Source organism: Phreatobacter aquiterrae, assembly GCF_053471285.1.
Genome location: NZ_JBJPHW010000001.1, coordinates 321,469 through 338,249, shown reverse-complemented (window position 1 = coordinate 338,249; position 16,781 = coordinate 321,469). Strand labels below are relative to the sequence as shown.

Here is a 16,781-nt window from a genome sequence, read left to right as displayed (position 1 = left end):
CGAGGTATCGCGGCGGCCCTGTCGGGGAGCAAGAGTGTTCAGTTACCCGTCGGCGGCGTGGCGGCCGGAGCGGGTGCTGACGGCGCAGCTGGCGCGCGCGCCCCGCTGCGACGGCCCGACGGATCACCGAAGTAGCGGAAGAAGTCCGAATTGGGCGACAGCACCATGCGGGTGTCCCCCTGCTTCAGGCTCTGCTCGTAGGCCTGCATGGTCCGGTAGAAGGAGAAGAAGTCCGGATCACGGTTGAAGGCCTCCGCGAAGATCTTGTTGCGCTCGGCGTCACCGGCACCGCGCAGCTCTTCCGAACGCCTGTCGGCCTCGGCGAGAATGCCGACGACCTCGCGGTCGGCGCGGGCGCGGATGGTGACGGCCGCCTGCTGACCGGTGGCGCGCAGGTCGGCGGCCTCCTGACGGCGCTCCGTCTGCATGCGGTTGAACACCGCCTCCTGGTTGACCTGCGGCAGGTCGACCCGGGTGAGACGCAGATCGACGATCGCGACGCCGAGCGTCGTCGCCTCGCGATTCACCTCTTCCTGGATGCGGTTCATCAGCCGGTCGCGATCCGTGCGGATCAACTGCGCCATTGTGGCGCCGGCGATGATGTTACGCATCGAGGAATTGACGAAGCTCGCCAGGCGCGTGTTGGCGTTGGGAATGGTCCGCACCGTCTGGAAGAAGCGGAGCGGCTGGGTGATGCGGTAGCGGGCGAAGGCGTCGACGTCGAGGTTCTGCCGGTCGGTGGAGAGCACCGCCTGCACCGGCAGGTCGAGGTCGAGGATGCGCTTGTCCACCGTCACCACGTTCTCGATGAACGGGACCTTGAAATAGAGGCCCGGTTCGCTGATCGGCTCGCGCACGACCTGGCCGAAGCGCAGCACGATGGCGTGCTGCGTCATCTGGACGACGAAGAAGGCATTGGCGAGAGCGAAGAGCGCCAGCGCGGCGACGATGCCGACGACGAGTTTGACGGAAGAGTTCATCGCTGGGTCCTCGCGGCGGCCGGAGAGGCAGGTGCTGGCGCCGGCCCGCGCATGAGCTGGTCGAGCGGCAGGAAGGGCTGCACGGCATTGCCGCCGCCCTGGTCGATGATCACCTTGTCGGTGCCGCCCAGGATGCGTTCCATGGTTTCGAGGAACATGCGCTCGCGCGTCACGTCAGGCGCCAGACGATACTGCTCGAAGACCTGGCTGAAGCGGCTCGCCTGACCGCTGGCCTCGGCCACGACGCGATCGCGATAGGCCTCGGCTTCCTGGAGGATCTGGGAGGCGCGACCGCGAGCTTCCGGAACCATCTGGTTGGCGTAGGTGCGGGCCTCGTTCTGCACGCGCGTCTGGTCCTGCTGCGCCGCGTTCACGTCGAGGAAGGAGGCGCGGACCTGCGCTGGCGGCAGGGCCGACAGCAGCTGGACGACGCGGATGTTCACGCCCGACCCGTAGTCGTCCATGATCCGCTGCATGATCTGGCGGATCTCGTTGGCGATCGCCGCCTGGTCGACGGTCAGGATGTTCTGGATGTTGCGCCGGCCAATGGACTCGCGCAGCGCGCTCTCGGCAACCGCCTTCACGGTGCCTTCCGGGTTCTGGAGCTGGAAGACGAAGTTGGCGACCTGCGCCGCGTTCACGTCCCACTGCACCTCAAGGTCGATGTCGACGATGTTCTCGTCGCCGGTGAGCATCAGGCTTTCCTCGAGGACCTCGCGGTTGGCGCCGCGCGGGCCGCCGCCGGAGCGGTAGCCGACCTCGGAGCGCCGGACGTCCGTGACGGCAACCTTGAACACCGCGCCGAAGGGCGACGGCGGGTTCCAGTTGAGGCCCGGCGCCGCATTGCCGATGTGGCGGCCGAAGACGGTGTTCACGCCGACCTCGTTCTGGCTGACCGTGTAGAAGCCGGTCAGGCCATAGATGATGATGCCGAGCACGGCGATGAGGGCGATGCCCTTGGCGCCGATGTTGCCACCGCCGCCGGGCAGCACGCTCTTCAGCCGCTCCTGGCCCTTGCGGATGAGATCCTCGAGATCAGGAGGCTGGCCACCGCCACCGCCGCCCTGGGGACCCTGACCCCAGGGACCGCGAGGTCCGCCGCCGCCGCCACCGCCACCGCTGCTGCCGCCGCCGCCCCATGGGCCGCCGCCGCTTTGATTGTTCCACGGCATGAACTGTTGTCCTCGCTCAGGTGCACGGCAATGGCCGTACTGGCGCCTCGCGACGCCGAAATGCCTGACCGGATATAGAAGACCACCACGCGGCTTTCAACGCGGCATGCAGAAGACGGACCGGCACGATGGCGATTTGGTGAACCTTCCGCACCGCGGCGAACGGCATCCGGGGGCCATTTCGCCCGGAATGCCGGCCCTGCGGCGTTCAGCCGCTGGCGCGGCGATATTCCACGATGCGGAATGCGTGGTCGTTTTCGGGGCCGGCAGGATGGGTGGCGAGTTCCCTGCCCTGCCACGCGGCGGCGTCGATGGCGGGAAAGAAGGCATCGGCCTCGGGCGAGGCCGCCACGTGGGTGATGACGAGGCGATCAGCCAGCGGCAGCGCCTGCGCGTAGATGTCGGCGCCGCCGAGGACCGCGATCTCGGGGGCGCCCGAACGAAGGGCCTCGGCATGGGCGATGGCGAGGGCCTCATCCAGCGAACCCGTCACCACCGCGCCGGGGAGCGACAGGCCGGGCTGGCGCGAAGCGACGATGTTGAGCCGCTTGGGCAGCGCCCGGCCGCCGAAGCTCTCGAAGGTCCTGCGCCCCATGACCAGCGGCAGGCCGGCAGTCGTGGCGCGGAAATGGGCCATGTCGGCCTTCAGCCGCCAGAGCAGCCGGTTGTCGCGGCCGATGGCGCCGTTGGCGGCGACGGCGGCGATGATGAGGATGGGGGTCACACCGCCACCGGCGCCCTGATGGCCGGGTGCGGGTCATACCCCGTCAGCGTGAAATCCTCGTAGGCGAAGGCGAAGAGGTCGGTCACCGCCGGGTTGAGCTGCATGGTCGGCAGGGCGCGCAGCGGCCGGGTGAGCTGCAGTTCGGCCTGCTCGATGTGGTTCGTGTAGAGGTGGGCATCGCCCAGCGTGTGGACGAAGTCGCCGGGCTTCAGGCCGCTCACCTGCGCCAGCATGAGGGTGAGCAGGGCGTAGGAAGCGATATTGAAGGGCACACCGAGGAAGATGTCGGCGGAGCGCTGGTAGAGCTGGCAGGAGAGCCGGCCCTCCGCCACGTAGAACTGGAACAGGCAGTGGCAGGGCGGCAGCGCCATGTCCTCGACATCGGCCGGATTCCAGGCCGAGACGATGAGACGCCGCGAGTCCGGATTCTTCCGCAGCATGGCGATCAGATGGGCCATCTGGTCAATGGTGCGCCCGTCGGGTGCGGCCCAGGAGCGCCACTGCTTGCCATAGACCGGGCCGAGATTGCCGTCGGCATCGGCCCATTCGTCCCAGATGCTGACGCCGTTGGCCTTGAGATAGGCGATGTTGGTATCGCCCTTCAGGAACCAGAGAAGCTCGTGGACGATCGACTTCAGGTGCAGCTTCTTGGTGGTGACCATCGGAAAGCCCTCCGACAGGTCGAAGCGCATCTGGTGACCGAAGACGGAGAGCGTGCCGGTGCCCGTGCGGTCGTCCTTGCGCGCGCCGTGCCTGAGCACGTGCTCCATCAGGTCGTGGTACTGGCGCATCGCGGCCTCCGGCGGGGCGAATCCGTGAATGGAGCTTATAGCGCGGAACGCGGGTCTCTGGCAGCAGCGCGCATGGCGGCGCGGCGTGCTGCCCACATGAAAGCGGGGATCAGCGCAGGAGGCGCGGCCAGTTCCGGTCGGCGGCGGCGACGAAGCCGGGCACGTCGGTCAGCCAGGTGCGGTGGACGCGGGCGTCGTAGTTGAAGAACAGCCGCCTGTCGACGATGCGCCAGTGGCGAGGATCGCCCGAGGCGCGGTAGCCCTGCGAGGCGGCCCAGGAGCAATGGCCGCCATAGGCCGGGGCGTAGCGGACAGGATCGGCGGCGAAGGCGTCGCGCGCGGCGGCGCTGGCGAAGCGCCAGGTGGCATCCTTCCAGCGGTGGCTGAAGCGGGCATCGCCCGGCACGGGGCGCCCCTCGCGGTGGAACGCGACGACGTCGAAGCCCTCAGCCGCGACGTTCGACAGGGTCCCGGTATAGACCTCCGGACCCGCCACCGCGGAGACGGCGGAGAGCGCGACGCAGGCCGCCGCGAGGAGCGGGCCGAAGGCGCGGCGGGTCAGGCTGGGGTGGATCGGCATGGGCGAACCTTTCATCCGGACGAGGGCGCGTCTTGCCCTCCGACAGCACCTACGGTTCGCGACGCCGGGGCGTTACGGCCCCCGAAATGCAACCGGCGGCGCCCATGGGACGCCGCCGGCAACAGAGAGATGGTCCGGGGACCGCCAGGATCACTCGACGAAGACGGTCTCGCGCTTCTTGGTGATCGACGGCAGGAAGGAGATGATCAGCATCAGCACCGCGATGGCGATCAGGAACGCCGAGATTGGCCGGTTGACGAAGTCGACGAAGACCGACCAGTCGCCGCGCGACATCAGGATGGAGCGGCGCAGGTATTCCTCCATCAGCTTGCCGAGCACGAAGCCGAGCAGCAGCGGCGCGACCTCGAAGCCCATCTTGATGAAGGCGTAGCCGACCAGACCGAAGAAGGCCGTGATCATCACGTCGAACGGGTTGTTGTTCACCGAGTAGATGCCGATGCAGCAGAACATCATGATCGAGGGGAACAGCATGCGGTAAGGCACCTTCAGCAGCTTCACCCACAGGCCGATCATCGGCAGGTTGATGATGAGCAGCATGAGGTTGCCGATCCACATCGAGGCGATCATGCCCCAGAAGAGATCGGGCCGCTTCTCCATGACCTGCGGGCCCGGCACGATGCCGTGGATGGTCATGGCGCCGACCATCAGCGCCATGACGGCGTTCGGCGGAATGCCCAGCGTGAGCAGCGGGATGAAGGAGGTCTGAGCGCCGGCATTGTTGGCGCTTTCCGGACCGGCGACGCCCTCGATCGCGCCCTTGCCGAAGCGAGACGGATCCTTGGCGATCTTCTTCTCCATCGTATAGCTGGCGAAGGGACCGAGGACTGCGCCGTTACCGGGCAGGATGCCGAGCGCCGCGCCTATTCCCGTGCCGCGCAGGATCGGCATGAGCGATCGCTTCATCTCCTCCCAGTTGGGCAGCAGGCTACCGATCTTGCTCTTCAGCACGTCGCGGGTCTCGGGCGATTCGAGGTTCCGAAGGATTTCGGCGAAGCCGAACATGCCCATCGCGATGGTGGTGAAGTCGATGCCGTCGGACAGTTCCGGCCACGAGAAGGTCATGCGGTCGGCGCCGGTCTCCAGGTCCTGGCCCACCGTCGACAGCATCAGGCCGGCCAGCACCATGGCCACCGCCTTGATCACGGAGCCGCGGGCGAGGACGACGGCGAAGATCAGGCCCATGACCATCAGGGAGAAGTACTCCGCCGGGCCGAAGAGCAGGGCGACGCGGGTCAGCGGCGCGGCCAGCGCGGCGATGACGATGGTGGCGACGCAGCCGGCGAAGAAGGAACCGATGGCGGAGATGCCGAGGGCCGCGCCGGCGCGGCCGTTGCGGGCCATCTGGTGGCCGTCGAGCACCGTGACGATCGAGGTCGCCTCGCCGGGGATGTTGACGAGGATGGCGGTGGTGGAGCCGCCGTACTGGGCACCGTAGTAGATGCCCGCCAGCATGATGAGAGCGCCGACGGGATCGAGCCCGAAGGTGATCGGCAGCAGCATGGCGATGGTGGCGATCGGCCCGACGCCCGGCAGCACGCCGATCAGCGTGCCGATCATGCAGCCGAGGAAGCAGAGGCCGAGATTCTTGATGGTCAGCGCGACGCCGAAGCCGAGCGCCAGATTGGCGAACATATCCATGAGACTTGCCCTACCAACCGGCCCAGGGAGCAACCGGAATCGGCAGCCGCAGCGCAACCTTGAACAGAAGGATGCAGAAGGCCGTCATCGCGGCGGAGAAGATGATCGTCTGCGTCCAGTTCCGCTCGTTGGCGGCAAGGCTCGCGACGACGAGGGTCAGCGGACCGGCGACGATGAGGCCCAGCGGCGGGATGAGATCGGTGCGGCCGATGCCGGGGATGTTGAGCGTCGTGCCGCGGATGGTCATGGCGAATAGCAGCACGGCGCCGAGCACGAAGACCGGGCCGCGGATCGACCAGGCCTCGAGCCGCGGTCCGACCACGGTCAGCGCCTGGACGACGATGATGCCCCCGATCGCCATCAGCAGGAAGGACAGGCCGCGCGGGAATGAGCCCGGGCCGAGATTGGCGCCGCGGCCGCCGGTCAGGTTCGACGAGGCCCACAGACAGGCGAGGCCGAAGGCGATGATGAAGAGCCCGGCGAACATGTCCTGCGGACTCTTGACCAGACCACGCGTAGCGTCGGCCACACTCTTATCGTTGTCGTCCTGCATCGTCTCCCCGCTCCAGCACACCGTTGTCGTTGGCCATTCCGGCCCCGGTGCTTTTGCGCGCGGATGACATCATGTCAACCGGGCGAACACAAGCACCGCTGGATGGCAGATGCGGAGAAAATGCGGGCAGTCGCCGTCAGTAGAAACACCTGTCAGGCGGCCGGGGCCTTCTGCGCGCGATAGTGGTTCAGCACGAACAGCCGGATGGAGGACGACAGATTGCCGTGGGTCCGATCGCCGTCGATGCGGCCGACGAGTTCCGACAGCGTCTCGCGGCGCTCGGCCGCGATCTCTTTAAGCGCGTTCCAGAATTCGTCCTCGAGACTGACACTGGTCTTGTGGCCCTCGACCACGATTGACCGCTTGACGACATGGCTCTTCATGAAAATTCACTCCGAGCGCTTGTGACCGTCCAGCCGCTTCAACTCCAGCGCTTCGCGCGCCTCTTCGAGTTTCCGGTCGGCGGCGGGACGGCCGAAGCGCAGACGATTGGCATCGGCGAGACGGTCGTCGTCCCGGCGGACCTTGCGCTTGCGCTCGCGCTTCAAATTGACGACATCACCCATGGCAATATTCCAAATGCATCAGGCGCGGCGGGGTTCCCTGGCGGGAGGCACCCGGCGACTGCGAAATCGGACAATCTTTTCGCGTCGTAATTGCGACCGCGAACTTCTTATCGACCGCCCGTGTCGATGGAAACCTTCCCTCGATACCGCCATCGCCGCGCCACCGCGCCGACGCCAACGTTCCGGCCGACCATCGCCGATGGCAGACATCGTTCGGCGAGCGGCCACACCAACCGACGCGGAGGGCACGTGCCGCCCCGATAGCCGATCGCCCGGCGCCGCTGCGCAGCGCTGACAGCCTATTTCTTGCGGAACTTGTCGAGGCTCACGACCTCGGCCCCCGAGGAGCGCCTATCGGCCCCCTCAGCGGTCGCCTCTGCGCCGCCGGGTGCGGGAGCCGCGGCGCCGTCGATCCTCGCCGGTGCAATCGACGCGGCCGGCGGCGTCTCGGCCGTGCTGCCGGCACCGGGGGGAGAGACCTCCCTGACGCCGAGATCGACCTTCTCGCCTTCGGCCCCCGCGACCTCGAACTGCAGCCCGAACTGGACGGAGGGATCGAAGAAGCCCTTGATGGCCTCGAACGGAACGAACAGCCGCTCGGGGATGCCGCCGAAGGACAGGCCCACCTCGAAGGAATAGTCGGTGACGACGAGGTCCCAGTACTGGTGCTGGAGGACGACCGTCATCTCCAGCGGGTACTTCTCGCGCATGCGGCTGGACAGCCTGACGCCGGGAGCCCGCGTATCGAAGGTGATGTAGAAATGATGCTCGCCGGGCAGCCCGTCACGGGCGGCATCGACGAGGACGCGGCGGACGACGCCGCGCAGGGCTTCCTGGGCCAGGAGATCGTATCGGATATGGTCTGTCGGCATGTGCTGGACGATCGCGCAATGCGACCGGACACCCTCTGTCGCGCGGCCCGGTGAAACACCTCCCGCCCGTCGCGCGATGAACAGGGGAAGTGGAGGCTTCTGTTGCCAGGTGCCTCCGAACCCCGCCTTACAGTGCTACCCGCAAGGACTTGATTTCGGTACTATTACCGCATTACGCGGCAACGGCCACCGGAGCATAGTTGTCGTTGGCAACTATTGAGACGGCCCGATAACGGCGGAACCATGCCGAGCAAAAGTCCACCCTTTACACCCTCGTCGATCCTATTTCGCCCCCATCAGAAAAGCCCCGTCAGGGCCCTTGTGGTGGAGGCGCCGGGTACTGCCCCCGGGTCCGAAAGGTTTATTGCGATGGCCGTTTATCGCCATATCCGGGTTGCCCCGGCACGACGAATATAGGGGAGCCTTCGCTCCGGCGAAAGGCCCTCAGCGACGCATGCCCGGAGCCGGCCCCACTTCGACCGGCGGCGGCAGCGGCGGGAGGATGGACAGGGGCGCGCCGGCAGGCGGCGCGGCGGGCCGGGCGCCGTCGAGAGCCCGGCGGACGACGGAGGGAAGATCGGGCGCGGGCGGCGCCGCAGGCCGGGCCACGGGTCGCGGCGCCGGCACGGGAGTGGCCTCGCGCGGCGTCTCCGGAACGGGCGCCTCAGGCGGCAGGAACAGGTCCATCGACAGTGGTCCCGGCATGGGCGGCGGCGGAATGTCGACCTGGCGCGGCGGTGTCATCGTGTAGCGCGAGAAGGCGCGCTGGCGCACCCGCTCCAGACGGTCGCTCTCGGTCATCCGGATGCGCAGCGTCGCGCGATCGACGAGCCTGAGACCGAGCCAGCCTGACACGTCGTCCGTGTCGATCGTCCGCTTCGCCGCCCCCATCGGACCGTCGAAACGCATGGCGATGACCGGCATGGTTTCCGCCTCGGGGATCGGGTCGGGCGCGATCCGGATGGCGGTGCCGATCGTGCCTTCGCCGAGATCGGCGGTTCCCGACCAGGCCAGGCGCCCACCCGGCACGGCGAATGCCGCCGTTCCCGCCCGCAGGATCAGCCCGGACCATGTGAGGGACGCTTTCGCTGGCGGTCGCGGAATCTCGCGGTCCAGCGCCTGGGCCAGGGCCGCGCCGAAGGCCATGTCGGTCATCGGCCGGCCGGTGTCCTGAGCCAGTTCGGCCTGCCGCGTGACGCGCGCCAGCGCGGCGGGATCGGCGCCGGTGACCGCTCCATCCGACCAGGTGACCCTGCCCGTGCCGTTGAGGCTCGCCATCAGCGCGGCAGGGGACGCGCCCTCGGCCGCGAGATCGGCAGAAACCGCGATGTCTCCGCTCGCTCCGGGCCATGCGAGCGCGGCCGGCACCTTGTCCAAGTGCAGTCCCGCGGACAGGAGCGTGCGCAAGGGCGACCGGTCGAGACGCGCCTCGCCGCTCAGCGTCGAGGCGCCCATCCGCGCCCTGAGGTTCCTTAGTGCAACGCCCTGTCCCTGACGGACCAGCCGTCCCGACAGATCCTCCAGTGCCGGATAGCCGCCGAGCCCGACACGCGCGATGCCGAAGCCGATGTCCATGTCGATACGGTCGAAGACCTTGCCGCCGAGAGCGGCCGAGGCGAATTCCCCCGCCCCGGTCTCGACCAGCCAGGCCGGCCCGGACAGGAAGGCCATGGCCGCCTCGCCCGAAAGCGCGCCGAGCGTCACCTCGCCACGGGCCGCCGCCCCCCGGCCGTTCAGAACGGCGGTGACCGCGGTCGCGCCGAGACGGCCCTCGGCGCGCTCGGTCTTCCAGTCGGCGCCCCTGGCGGATGCCCTGAGGTCGAAGGTCGCGGGCAGCGGTCCGGCGAGTTCGGCCGGCACGCCGAGGAGCGGCATCAGCGCCGCGATGTCGGACGACCGCAGCGACGCGGAGAACTGCGTCTGGTCCTGCCCCCTCTGGCCATCGAAGGTCAGGGTGCTGACCGTCGATTGCGCGGAGCCGCTGAGCCGCCAGGACGCCAGATCGGGCCTCTCCAGCAGCACCGTCAGGCGTGTCCTCGCGACCGGGGTCGGGGCTGGTGCCTCGGTACCGGCGACCAACGCGAAGATCTGGTCGGCACGCGCCGCGTCGACCGAGACGGTCACCCGTCCGGTCAGGCCGGAAGGATGGAATGGATCGCCGGCGCCCGCGGCATCGATCTGCAGGTCCGCCTCGCCGACGCGCCCCTCGATCCGCAGGCCGAGCGCCGAGCGCCCGCTGGCGGCGAAGGTGAGCCCGAGATCGGCACCGGCGAGCGCCGCCGAGCGGTCGCGCAGCCAGCCGGCCAGCGTGCGGGTGCTTTCGCTCCGGTTGAGGAGGGCGACCAGTCCGTCGACATTCGCCGCCCGCAGGCGTCCCGAGAGCCGGCCGATCAGCGGACCGCCGAGACCGTCGAGGCGGCCCGTCAGGTCCAGCCCGAAGCCGGCAAGGTCGCCGACACGCAGCCGCTCGGCGTCGAAGGTGCGCCCGTCGGTGGCGATGGCGAGATCGACGTCCCGGGCGACGAGCCCGGCGAGGCTGGCCTGCCGTGCGCGCAGCTGGATGCGGGTGTCGGTTGCCGGATCGAGGCGCGCGCCGGCGCCGCGGGCGATCCGCGTCAGAAGATCGAGGTCGAGGGAGTCGGCGTCGAGCTGCGCCTGCAGGGCGTGACGCCCGAGGGCCGGAACGTCGAGGGCGAGGCGCCCGGTGGCCTGCCCGGCCGCCGTCCGAGCCCGGATGTCGTCGAGCAGCAGGCGGCCGGCATCGACCGTCATCCGCGTCGTCAGTTGGATCGGATCGTCCAGCGTTCCGGCCGGCGCCTGCTGGCCGTCGAGCCAGGCCATGAGAACGGCGGGACGTGCCGCATTCAGGGACAGCGTTCCGGTGAAGGCCTGTTCGCCGGCGAGGGCGAGTTCGCCGGCCGCCTCGACCGCCGAATCGCCGGGAAGCCGCGCCGATAGGCGCTGCACCACCCAGCGGCCCGCGCCGGACTGCACGTCGCCCCTCAGATCGGTGAGTTGGGCGCCCCCCACCACCATGCCGCCGATCTCGAAGCCGAGTGCAATCGGAAAGCCGCCCGAAGCGAGATGGGGAACGTCGGCGAGCAGCGTGTTCAGCACGTCCCGCGGCAGCCGGGTCGGCCCCTCGACCAGCCGGTCGAGGTCGATCTGGCGGGCATTGAGGATGGCCTCGAGGCCGCCGGCCTGTCCGAACATGTAGCGGAACGAACCCGTCGCGCGCACCAGCCTGTCGCCGGCGCCCGCCTGCGCCTCGGCGCGCTGCACGACCAGCGCCTGGGCGGTCAGCGCGGCGGGACCTGCGACGCGCCATGGCAGGCGCCCCGAGCGCCCGGTCATCACGATGTCGCCATCGAAGCGCGGCCGACCGGAGGCGCCGATGGTTCCCTCCGCCTCGATCCCGGGCCCGTCGGGGCGCTCGGCGACCCGCAGCCTCAGGGCAAGCGCGCCGCTCTCGGTCAGGCTCATCAGGAGGTGGAGGGGAAGAGAGGATTCACCGACCTTGGCCGAGCCTTCGAGGCGGACCGGCCCTTGTATACCTCGCGATTCGCCGCTCAGCATCATGCGCTCGGCCACCAGCGTGGTCGGGCCGGTGGCGTCGACCACCGACAGCCGGGCATTCTCGACGGTGAGGTCGTCCACCAGCACGATCCGGCCGGGAAGCGTCGCCAGCGACAGGGTGATGTCGGCGTCGCGCACATGCAGCGTGTTCAGCGAGGCTTCGCCGCGCAGCAGCGGGGCGACCCTGAGTTCGCCGCGGATGCGGCCGATGCGCGCGCCGCCGCGCTCGGTCCCCACGGTCACGTCGCGCGCATCGATGCGGATCGTCGGCAGAAGCCGGATCGTCAGGTCGCCGCCGATGCGCACCGGCGTGCCGAACAGCCGGGAGGCCTCGGCCTCGATGCGCGGCTTTTGGGCGTTCCAGTCGACCAGCCACGGCCCGACGAGCGCTGCGACGAGGGCGGCGATGAGGGCAATGGCGATGGCGAGCAGCATATTCTGCAAAGGCGCGCTCCGCGGCGACGGCCGCCCCGCGAATGTAGGGGATGGGACGATCCTCCGGAAGCCTGCCGCGACGACGCGGGCTCAGCGGATCGCCGTTCCCTGCTGGCCGAAGCCCCACCCGAACCCGCCCGACGGAGCCGCCGGCTGCAACATCTGCACCGTCTCCGGCCGCGGACGGCAGACGCGCCGCGTCCAGCGCGGATCGTGGCGGGCGAGGTCGAGATGGAAGTGATCGTAGTGGAAGGCGTCGGCGCCCGGACCCAGCACCGTGGTGAAATGGTCGCAGGCGCGCACGAGGATCTCGCGCAGGAACCCGGATTCGGCGGTCTCGCCGCGCCAGTGCTGGCGGATCACGACGGTATGGCCGTTCGAGAGCACGAAAGCGAAGACGTCGAGGGCATTGCCGTAGGAGTGCTCGGACATGCGGCCCGACCGGGCGCCCCGGATGCTGCGGCAGGAATAGGATCCGGCCCGCACCTCGACGACGCTGGCGCCGAACCAGCGCTGCGCCGCCTGCTGCACCACGTTGTCGATCCAGCGGTCGACCGTCGGCACCATCTGGCAGGCGAGCGTCTGCGGGCGGCTGTAGGCGACCTGCCCGCGCGCCTGCGCGGCCACGCGCAGCGGATAATCCATGCCGCAGGTGCCCGGACCGTTGATCGTGCTGGCGCGCTGCACGTAGCGCGACATCTGCACGGCGCCCGAGGACATGCAGCGGCTCTCGAGGTCGATGCGCCACTGCTCGCGCCGCTCGTAGGCGTAGCGTCCGCAGGCGGCGAGCGTCAGCCCGGCCACGACGAAGGCCAACCATCTGAAAGCCCGTCGACCCGGGCGGTGTGTGCCGAACGCAACACTCATCGGCAATATCCGAAAATTCGGGGAATGTCCCTAACGCGGCATTCATCATGGCCGAGCCGGGTGAACAGCCTGCCAAGAAAGGCAGTGAAGAATTGGTTGACGGCCTGTCCCCGATACGGACGCTTCCCCCCCGCCGGAAGATGGCCTAGGTAGGCCGCATGACAGTCCGCTTCGACGACCCCCTGCTGCTCGACGCCCTCGGCACCCTGGCCAGCGCGGCCGGGGCGCGCATCATGGCGCATTATGGCGGCGCCGCGACTTTCAAGACCGACGGTTCCCCGGTAACCGCCGCCGACCATGCGGCCGAAGAGGTCATCTTGGCGGGACTCGCGCGGCTGCTGCCGGGCGTTCCCGTTCTCGCGGAGGAGGCCGCCGCGGCCGGCCATTGGCCTGCCTCCACGGAGCTGCTGATCGCCGTCGATCCGCTGGACGGCACCCGCGAGTTCGTCAGCCAGAACGGGGAGTTCACCGTCAATATCGGCCTGATCGCCCATGGTCGTCCAGTCGCCGGCGTCGTCGGCGCGCCGGCCCTGTCGCGGCTGTGGATCGGCGCCGGGGACCGCGCCGAGGCGATGACGCTGGTGCCCGGCGCGCCGATTGCGCAGGCCTCGGAGCGACGGCGGATCGCCACCCGTCCCCTGCCCACCTCCGGTCCGGTTGCCCTCGTCAGCCGCTCCCATCCCGACGCGGCGAGCGAGGCCTACTACGTCGAGCGCGGCATTGCAGAACGGCGCCCGGTGGGCTCGTCGCTCAAATACACGCTGATCGCCCAGGGCGAGGCCGATGTCAGCGTGCGCTTCGCCTCGATCACCGAATGGGACATCGCGGCGGCCCATGCCGTGCTGGCCGCAGCCGGCGGCTTCATGACCCGGCCGGACGGCGAACCCCTCGTCTATGGGCGCGCCGACCGCAAGTTCCGCACCGATCACTTCATTGCCTGCAGCGGCGCGTTTGCCGCCAGCGGACGGCGTTGAATCCGGCAGGCCAGGCGGTCGCGGTCGCAAATTGTTGATCCTCGTCAACGATCGTGCCGAGCGGCGCGGCGCGCAGAGGCGCGGACCAGCAGCCCTTAAGCTGATTGGATGAGACAACAAATCTCCCCATCTAGAGCGATTCCAATCAACTCATTGGACTCGTTCCAATCTTTCTCCACCATCTTGTTGCGAAATCTGCCGCGACTATGATGCGCCCGATTGGTTTCGCGAAGTCCGCGCATCGACTTGAGAGATGTCCCGTAGGCCGGGACGACTGGTGGAGACCCCTATGACTGCCTCGCCCACCCGCCGCGCCCTCCTTGGTGGCGCCGCCCTTCTCCTCGCCTCCCCGGCGCTCCTGAAGGCCCAGACGCGGACCCTGAACCTCTACTCCTCGCGCCACTACGACACCGACGAGGCTCTCTATTCGGACTTCACCCGGCAGACCGGCATTGCCATCAACCGCGTCGAGGCCGGCGAGGATCCGCTGCTGGCGCGCATGCAGAGCGAGGGCGCCAATTCCCCCGCCGACGTGCTGATCACCGTCGATGCCGGCCGCATCGAGAAGGCGCAGGGCCTCGGGCTGCTGCAGCCCTTCGCCTCCGAGGCACTGGCCAGCCGCATCCCGGCGAACCTGCGCGATCCCGATGGCAACTGGTTCGGCTTCTCGACACGCGCGCGTGTGCTGCTGGTCGCCAAGGACAAGGTTGCCGACGGCGCCATCCGCTCCTACGAGGACCTCGCCGACCCGACATGGAAGGGCAAGGTGCTGATCCGTTCCTCCACCAATGTCTACAACCAGTCGCTGACCGGCGCGATGCTGGCGGCCCTCGGCCCGGAGAAGACGGAAGCCTGGGCGCGCGGAGTCGTCGCCAACATGGCCCGCCCGCCGCGCGGCGGCGACACCGACCAGATCAAGGCGGCTGCCTCCGGAGAAGGCGATATCGCGGTCGCCAACACCTACTATTTCGGTCGCCTGTCGAAGTCGTCCAGGCCGGAGGACAAGGCCGTGGTGGAGAAGCTGCGCGTTGTCTTCCCGAACCAGGGCGACCGCGGCACGCATGTGAACATCTCGGCGGCCGGCATTGCCCGCCACGCCAAGAACGTCGATGCGGCGAAGGCCTTCCTCGAGTATCTGTCGACGCCCTCGGCCCAGCGCTACTTCGCCTTCGGCAACTCGGAGTATCCGGTCGTCGCCGGCGTCGAGCCGCCGCCCCATGTCGCGGCCTGGGGACCGTTCAAGGTCGACCCGCTCAATGCCCGTGTCTTCGCGCGCAACAATGCCGAGGCGCTGAAGATCATGGACCGGGCCGGCTGGAAGTGAGCCTTTGACCGACGCCGTCTTCGTCCATCCGCGCGAGGCACGCCAGCGTCCGATGGCGCTGACCGGGCGCGGTGCGTTCCTGGCCGCCGCGCTCGCCCTCGCCGTGCTCATCGCCGTGCCCATCCTCGCGGTGGCGCTCTCCGTGCTGCAGCCGGCGGGCGGGGCGATCGCGCATCTCGCCGAGACCGTTCTCGCCGAGATCGTGCTGAACACCCTCGGCATGATGGTGATGGTCGGCGCGGGAACGGCGATCATCGGCGTCGGCACCGCCTGGCTGGTGACGATGTGCCGCTTTCCGGGATCGCGGGTGCTGGAATGGGCGCTGCTGCTGCCGCTCGCTGTTCCCGCCTACATCATCGGCTATGCCTATACTGACGCGATGGCCTTTGCCGGGCCGATCCAGAGCGGACTGCGCGGACTGTTCGGCTGGTCGCGCGGCGACTACTGGTTTCCCGAGATTCACAACCTCGCCGGCGTGAGCCTCATGCTCACTCTGGTGCTCTACCCCTATGTGTACCTGCTCGCGCGCGCGGCCTTCCTCGACCAGTCCACCTGCGTCCTGGAAGCGGCGCGGACGCTCGGCGCCAGCCCCTGGTCGGCCTGTGTCCGCGTCGGCCTGCCGATGGCGCGGCCGGCGATTGCCGCAGGCGTCGCGCTGGCGCTGATGGAGGCACTCGCCGACTTCGGCACCGTGCAGTATTTCGGCGTCACGACCTTCACCACGACCATCTACCGGACGTGGTTCGGCCTCGGCGACAGGGTCGCGGCCGGGCAACTCGCGACGGGGCTCCTCGGTTTCGTGCTGCTGCTGGTAGCGGTGGAGTTCATCGCCCGCCGCGGCCGCCGCTTCGGCGTCGGCGGACGGCGGCATCGCAGCATCGCGCCGTTGCAGCTCGGGCCGCGCGCCTCCCTGGGCGCGGTGCTCGCCTGCGGGCTTCCCGTATTGCTCGGCTTCGTCCTGCCGGTGGCGGCTCTCATCCGCCTGCATGGCGTCGATGGCGATCCCCTCTTCAGCGCGCGCTTCCTGTCCTTCGCCCGGAACTCATTCGTGCTGGCCGGCGGCGCGGCGCTGATCGTCGTCACGGCCGCAACGCTCGTGGCCTATGCGGGCCGCCTCGCGCCGGGGCCGCTGACCTCCACGGCGATCCGGATCGCCAGCATCGGCTACGCGGTGCCGGGAACGGTCATCGCCGTCGGCATCCTCACCGCGCTCGGCGCCCTCGACAACACGCTCGACGGCTGGATGAGGGCGCGTTTCGGCTGGGGCACCGGGCTTCTGATGTCGGGAACCGCCGTCGCCCTGCTCTATGCCTATCTCGTGCGCTTCCTGGCGGTCGCCGCGGGTCCGGTGGAATCGGGGCTGCACAAGATTCCGTCCTCGCTCGACGCCGCGGCGCGGACGCTCGGCGCCAGCGTCGGCAATGTCGCGCGGACCATCCACGCCCCGATGCTGCGGCGGTCGCTGCTGACGGCGGCGCTGCTGGTCTTTGTCGACGTGCTGAAGGAGCTGCCGGCGACCATCATCGTCCGGCCCTTCAACTTCGATACGCTGGCCATCCGAGTCTATAATCTGGCCTCCGACGAGCGCCTCGCCCAGGCCTCGACCGGCGCGCTGGTGATCGTCGCCATCGGCATCGTGCCGGTCATCATCCTGACGCGGATGATCGCCCACGACACGCGCCTCGGCTCCCGGTCAGGCGGCTGAGGT

Annotated in this window: 15 protein-coding genes and 1 other RNA gene; 3 read left to right on the top strand and 13 right to left on the bottom strand. The window is 69.0% G+C overall.

From position 1 onward, the window contains the following. Window positions 1-38: 38 nt before the first annotated feature. The 13 genes from hflC to ACJ4V0_RS01510 form a co-directional block, all read right to left on the bottom strand. On the bottom strand, window positions 39-980 hold the full coding sequence (gene hflC / locus ACJ4V0_RS01570) for a protease modulator HflC (protein WP_448297786.1): 942 nt from the start codon (window positions 978-980) through the stop codon (window positions 39-41). After that, the gene (hflK, locus tag ACJ4V0_RS01565; RefSeq protein WP_448297785.1) at window positions 977-2,152 is read right to left on the bottom strand and encodes an FtsH protease activity modulator HflK; all 1,176 of its coding nucleotides are present in this window, start codon (window positions 2,150-2,152) and stop codon (window positions 977-979) included. The genes hflC and hflK overlap by 4 nt, the downstream gene beginning before the upstream one ends. 208 nt (window positions 2,153-2,360) lie before the next feature. Next, entirely contained in the window at window positions 2,361-2,876 is a 516-nt protein-coding gene (locus ACJ4V0_RS01560) for a dihydrofolate reductase (protein WP_448297784.1), read from the bottom strand. Beyond that, entirely contained in the window at window positions 2,873-3,667 is a 795-nt protein-coding gene (locus tag ACJ4V0_RS01555; protein WP_448297783.1) for a thymidylate synthase, read from the bottom strand. Before ACJ4V0_RS01555 ends, ACJ4V0_RS01560 begins: the two co-directional genes overlap by 4 nt. A 109-nt stretch (window positions 3,668-3,776) precedes the next feature. Beyond that, window positions 3,777-4,247: a YHS domain-containing (seleno)protein gene (locus tag ACJ4V0_RS01550; RefSeq protein ID WP_448297782.1), complete on the bottom strand. Its 471-nt coding sequence runs from the start codon at window positions 4,245-4,247 to the stop codon at window positions 3,777-3,779. A gap of 150 nt (window positions 4,248-4,397) precedes the next feature. After that, window positions 4,398-5,906 carry a tripartite tricarboxylate transporter permease gene (locus ACJ4V0_RS01545; RefSeq protein WP_448297781.1) on the bottom strand — a complete coding sequence of 503 codons (1,509 nt, stop codon included), beginning with the start codon at window positions 5,904-5,906 and terminating at the stop codon, window positions 4,398-4,400. A gap of 10 nt (window positions 5,907-5,916) precedes the next feature. Beyond that, window positions 5,917-6,435: a tripartite tricarboxylate transporter TctB family protein gene (locus ACJ4V0_RS01540; RefSeq protein ID WP_448297780.1), complete on the bottom strand. Its 519-nt coding sequence runs from the start codon at window positions 6,433-6,435 to the stop codon at window positions 5,917-5,919. Between the two features lie 176 nt (window positions 6,436-6,611). Next, window positions 6,612-6,842: a ribbon-helix-helix domain-containing protein gene (locus tag ACJ4V0_RS01535; protein ID WP_448297779.1), complete on the bottom strand. Its 231-nt coding sequence runs from the start codon at window positions 6,840-6,842 to the stop codon at window positions 6,612-6,614. A gap of 6 nt (window positions 6,843-6,848) precedes the next feature. After that, the gene (locus ACJ4V0_RS01530; protein WP_448297778.1) at window positions 6,849-7,025 is read right to left on the bottom strand and encodes a DUF4169 family protein; all 177 of its coding nucleotides are present in this window, start codon (window positions 7,023-7,025) and stop codon (window positions 6,849-6,851) included. A 299-nt stretch (window positions 7,026-7,324) separates the two neighbouring features. Next, window positions 7,325-7,897: an SspB family protein gene (locus ACJ4V0_RS01525; RefSeq protein ID WP_448297777.1), complete on the bottom strand. Its 573-nt coding sequence runs from the start codon at window positions 7,895-7,897 to the stop codon at window positions 7,325-7,327. A gap of 88 nt (window positions 7,898-7,985) precedes the next feature. Then, window positions 7,986-8,340, bottom strand: a transfer-messenger RNA (tmRNA) gene (gene ssrA / locus ACJ4V0_RS01520). A 1-nt stretch (window position 8,341) separates the two neighbouring features. Beyond that, entirely contained in the window at window positions 8,342-11,908 is a 3,567-nt protein-coding gene (locus tag ACJ4V0_RS01515; RefSeq protein WP_448297966.1) for an AsmA family protein, read from the bottom strand. Between the two features lie 90 nt (window positions 11,909-11,998). Further along, window positions 11,999-12,724 carry an extensin-like domain-containing protein gene (locus ACJ4V0_RS01510; RefSeq protein WP_448297776.1) on the bottom strand — a complete coding sequence of 242 codons (726 nt, stop codon included), beginning with the start codon at window positions 12,722-12,724 and terminating at the stop codon, window positions 11,999-12,001. A gap of 209 nt (window positions 12,725-12,933) precedes the next feature. Here ACJ4V0_RS01510 and ACJ4V0_RS01505 point away from each other — a divergent pair, with 209 nt between their 5' ends. From ACJ4V0_RS01505 to ACJ4V0_RS01495, 3 genes are all read left to right on the top strand, one after another. Further along, complete coding sequence (locus ACJ4V0_RS01505; protein WP_448297775.1) at window positions 12,934-13,749, top strand: 3'(2'),5'-bisphosphate nucleotidase CysQ family protein; 816 nt, start codon at window positions 12,934-12,936, stop codon at window positions 13,747-13,749. Window positions 13,750-14,038: 289 nt separating this feature from the next. Continuing rightward, the gene (locus ACJ4V0_RS01500; protein WP_448297774.1) at window positions 14,039-15,073 is read left to right on the top strand and encodes a Fe(3+) ABC transporter substrate-binding protein; all 1,035 of its coding nucleotides are present in this window, start codon (window positions 14,039-14,041) and stop codon (window positions 15,071-15,073) included. 4 nt (window positions 15,074-15,077) lie between these two features. Further along, window positions 15,078-16,778, top strand: a complete 1,701-nt coding sequence (locus tag ACJ4V0_RS01495) for an ABC transporter permease (RefSeq protein ID WP_448297773.1) — start codon at window positions 15,078-15,080, stop codon at window positions 16,776-16,778. Window positions 16,779-16,781: the final 3 nt, after the last annotated feature.

Bases quoted from the DNA above. Each gene is read 5' to 3' on its own strand.
- ACJ4V0_RS01545 (WP_448297781.1), bottom strand. From the start codon at position 5,906: ATGGATATGTTCGCCAATCTGGCGCTCGGCTTCGGCGTCGCGCTGACC.
- hflK (WP_448297785.1), bottom strand. From the start codon at position 2,152: ATGCCGTGGAACAATCAAAGCGGCGGCGGCCCATGGGGCGGCGGCGGC.
- ACJ4V0_RS01535 (WP_448297779.1), bottom strand. From the start codon at position 6,842: ATGAAGAGCCATGTCGTCAAGCGGTCAATCGTGGTCGAGGGCCACAAG.
- hflC (WP_448297786.1), bottom strand. From the start codon at position 980: ATGAACTCTTCCGTCAAACTCGTCGTCGGCATCGTCGCCGCGCTGGCG.
- ACJ4V0_RS01555 (WP_448297783.1), bottom strand. From the start codon at position 3,667: ATGCGCCAGTACCACGACCTGATGGAGCACGTGCTCAGGCACGGCGCG.
- ACJ4V0_RS01530 (WP_448297778.1), bottom strand. From the start codon at position 7,025: ATGGGTGATGTCGTCAATTTGAAGCGCGAGCGCAAGCGCAAGGTCCGC.
- ACJ4V0_RS01500 (WP_448297774.1), top strand. From the start codon at position 14,039: ATGACTGCCTCGCCCACCCGCCGCGCCCTCCTTGGTGGCGCCGCCCTT.
- ACJ4V0_RS01550 (WP_448297782.1), bottom strand. From the start codon at position 4,247: ATGCCGATCCACCCCAGCCTGACCCGCCGCGCCTTCGGCCCGCTCCTC.
- ACJ4V0_RS01515 (WP_448297966.1), bottom strand. From the start codon at position 11,908: ATGCTGCTCGCCATCGCCATTGCCCTCATCGCCGCCCTCGTCGCAGCG.
- ACJ4V0_RS01525 (WP_448297777.1), bottom strand. From the start codon at position 7,897: ATGCCGACAGACCATATCCGATACGATCTCCTGGCCCAGGAAGCCCTG.
- ACJ4V0_RS01505 (WP_448297775.1), top strand. From the start codon at position 12,934: ATGACAGTCCGCTTCGACGACCCCCTGCTGCTCGACGCCCTCGGCACC.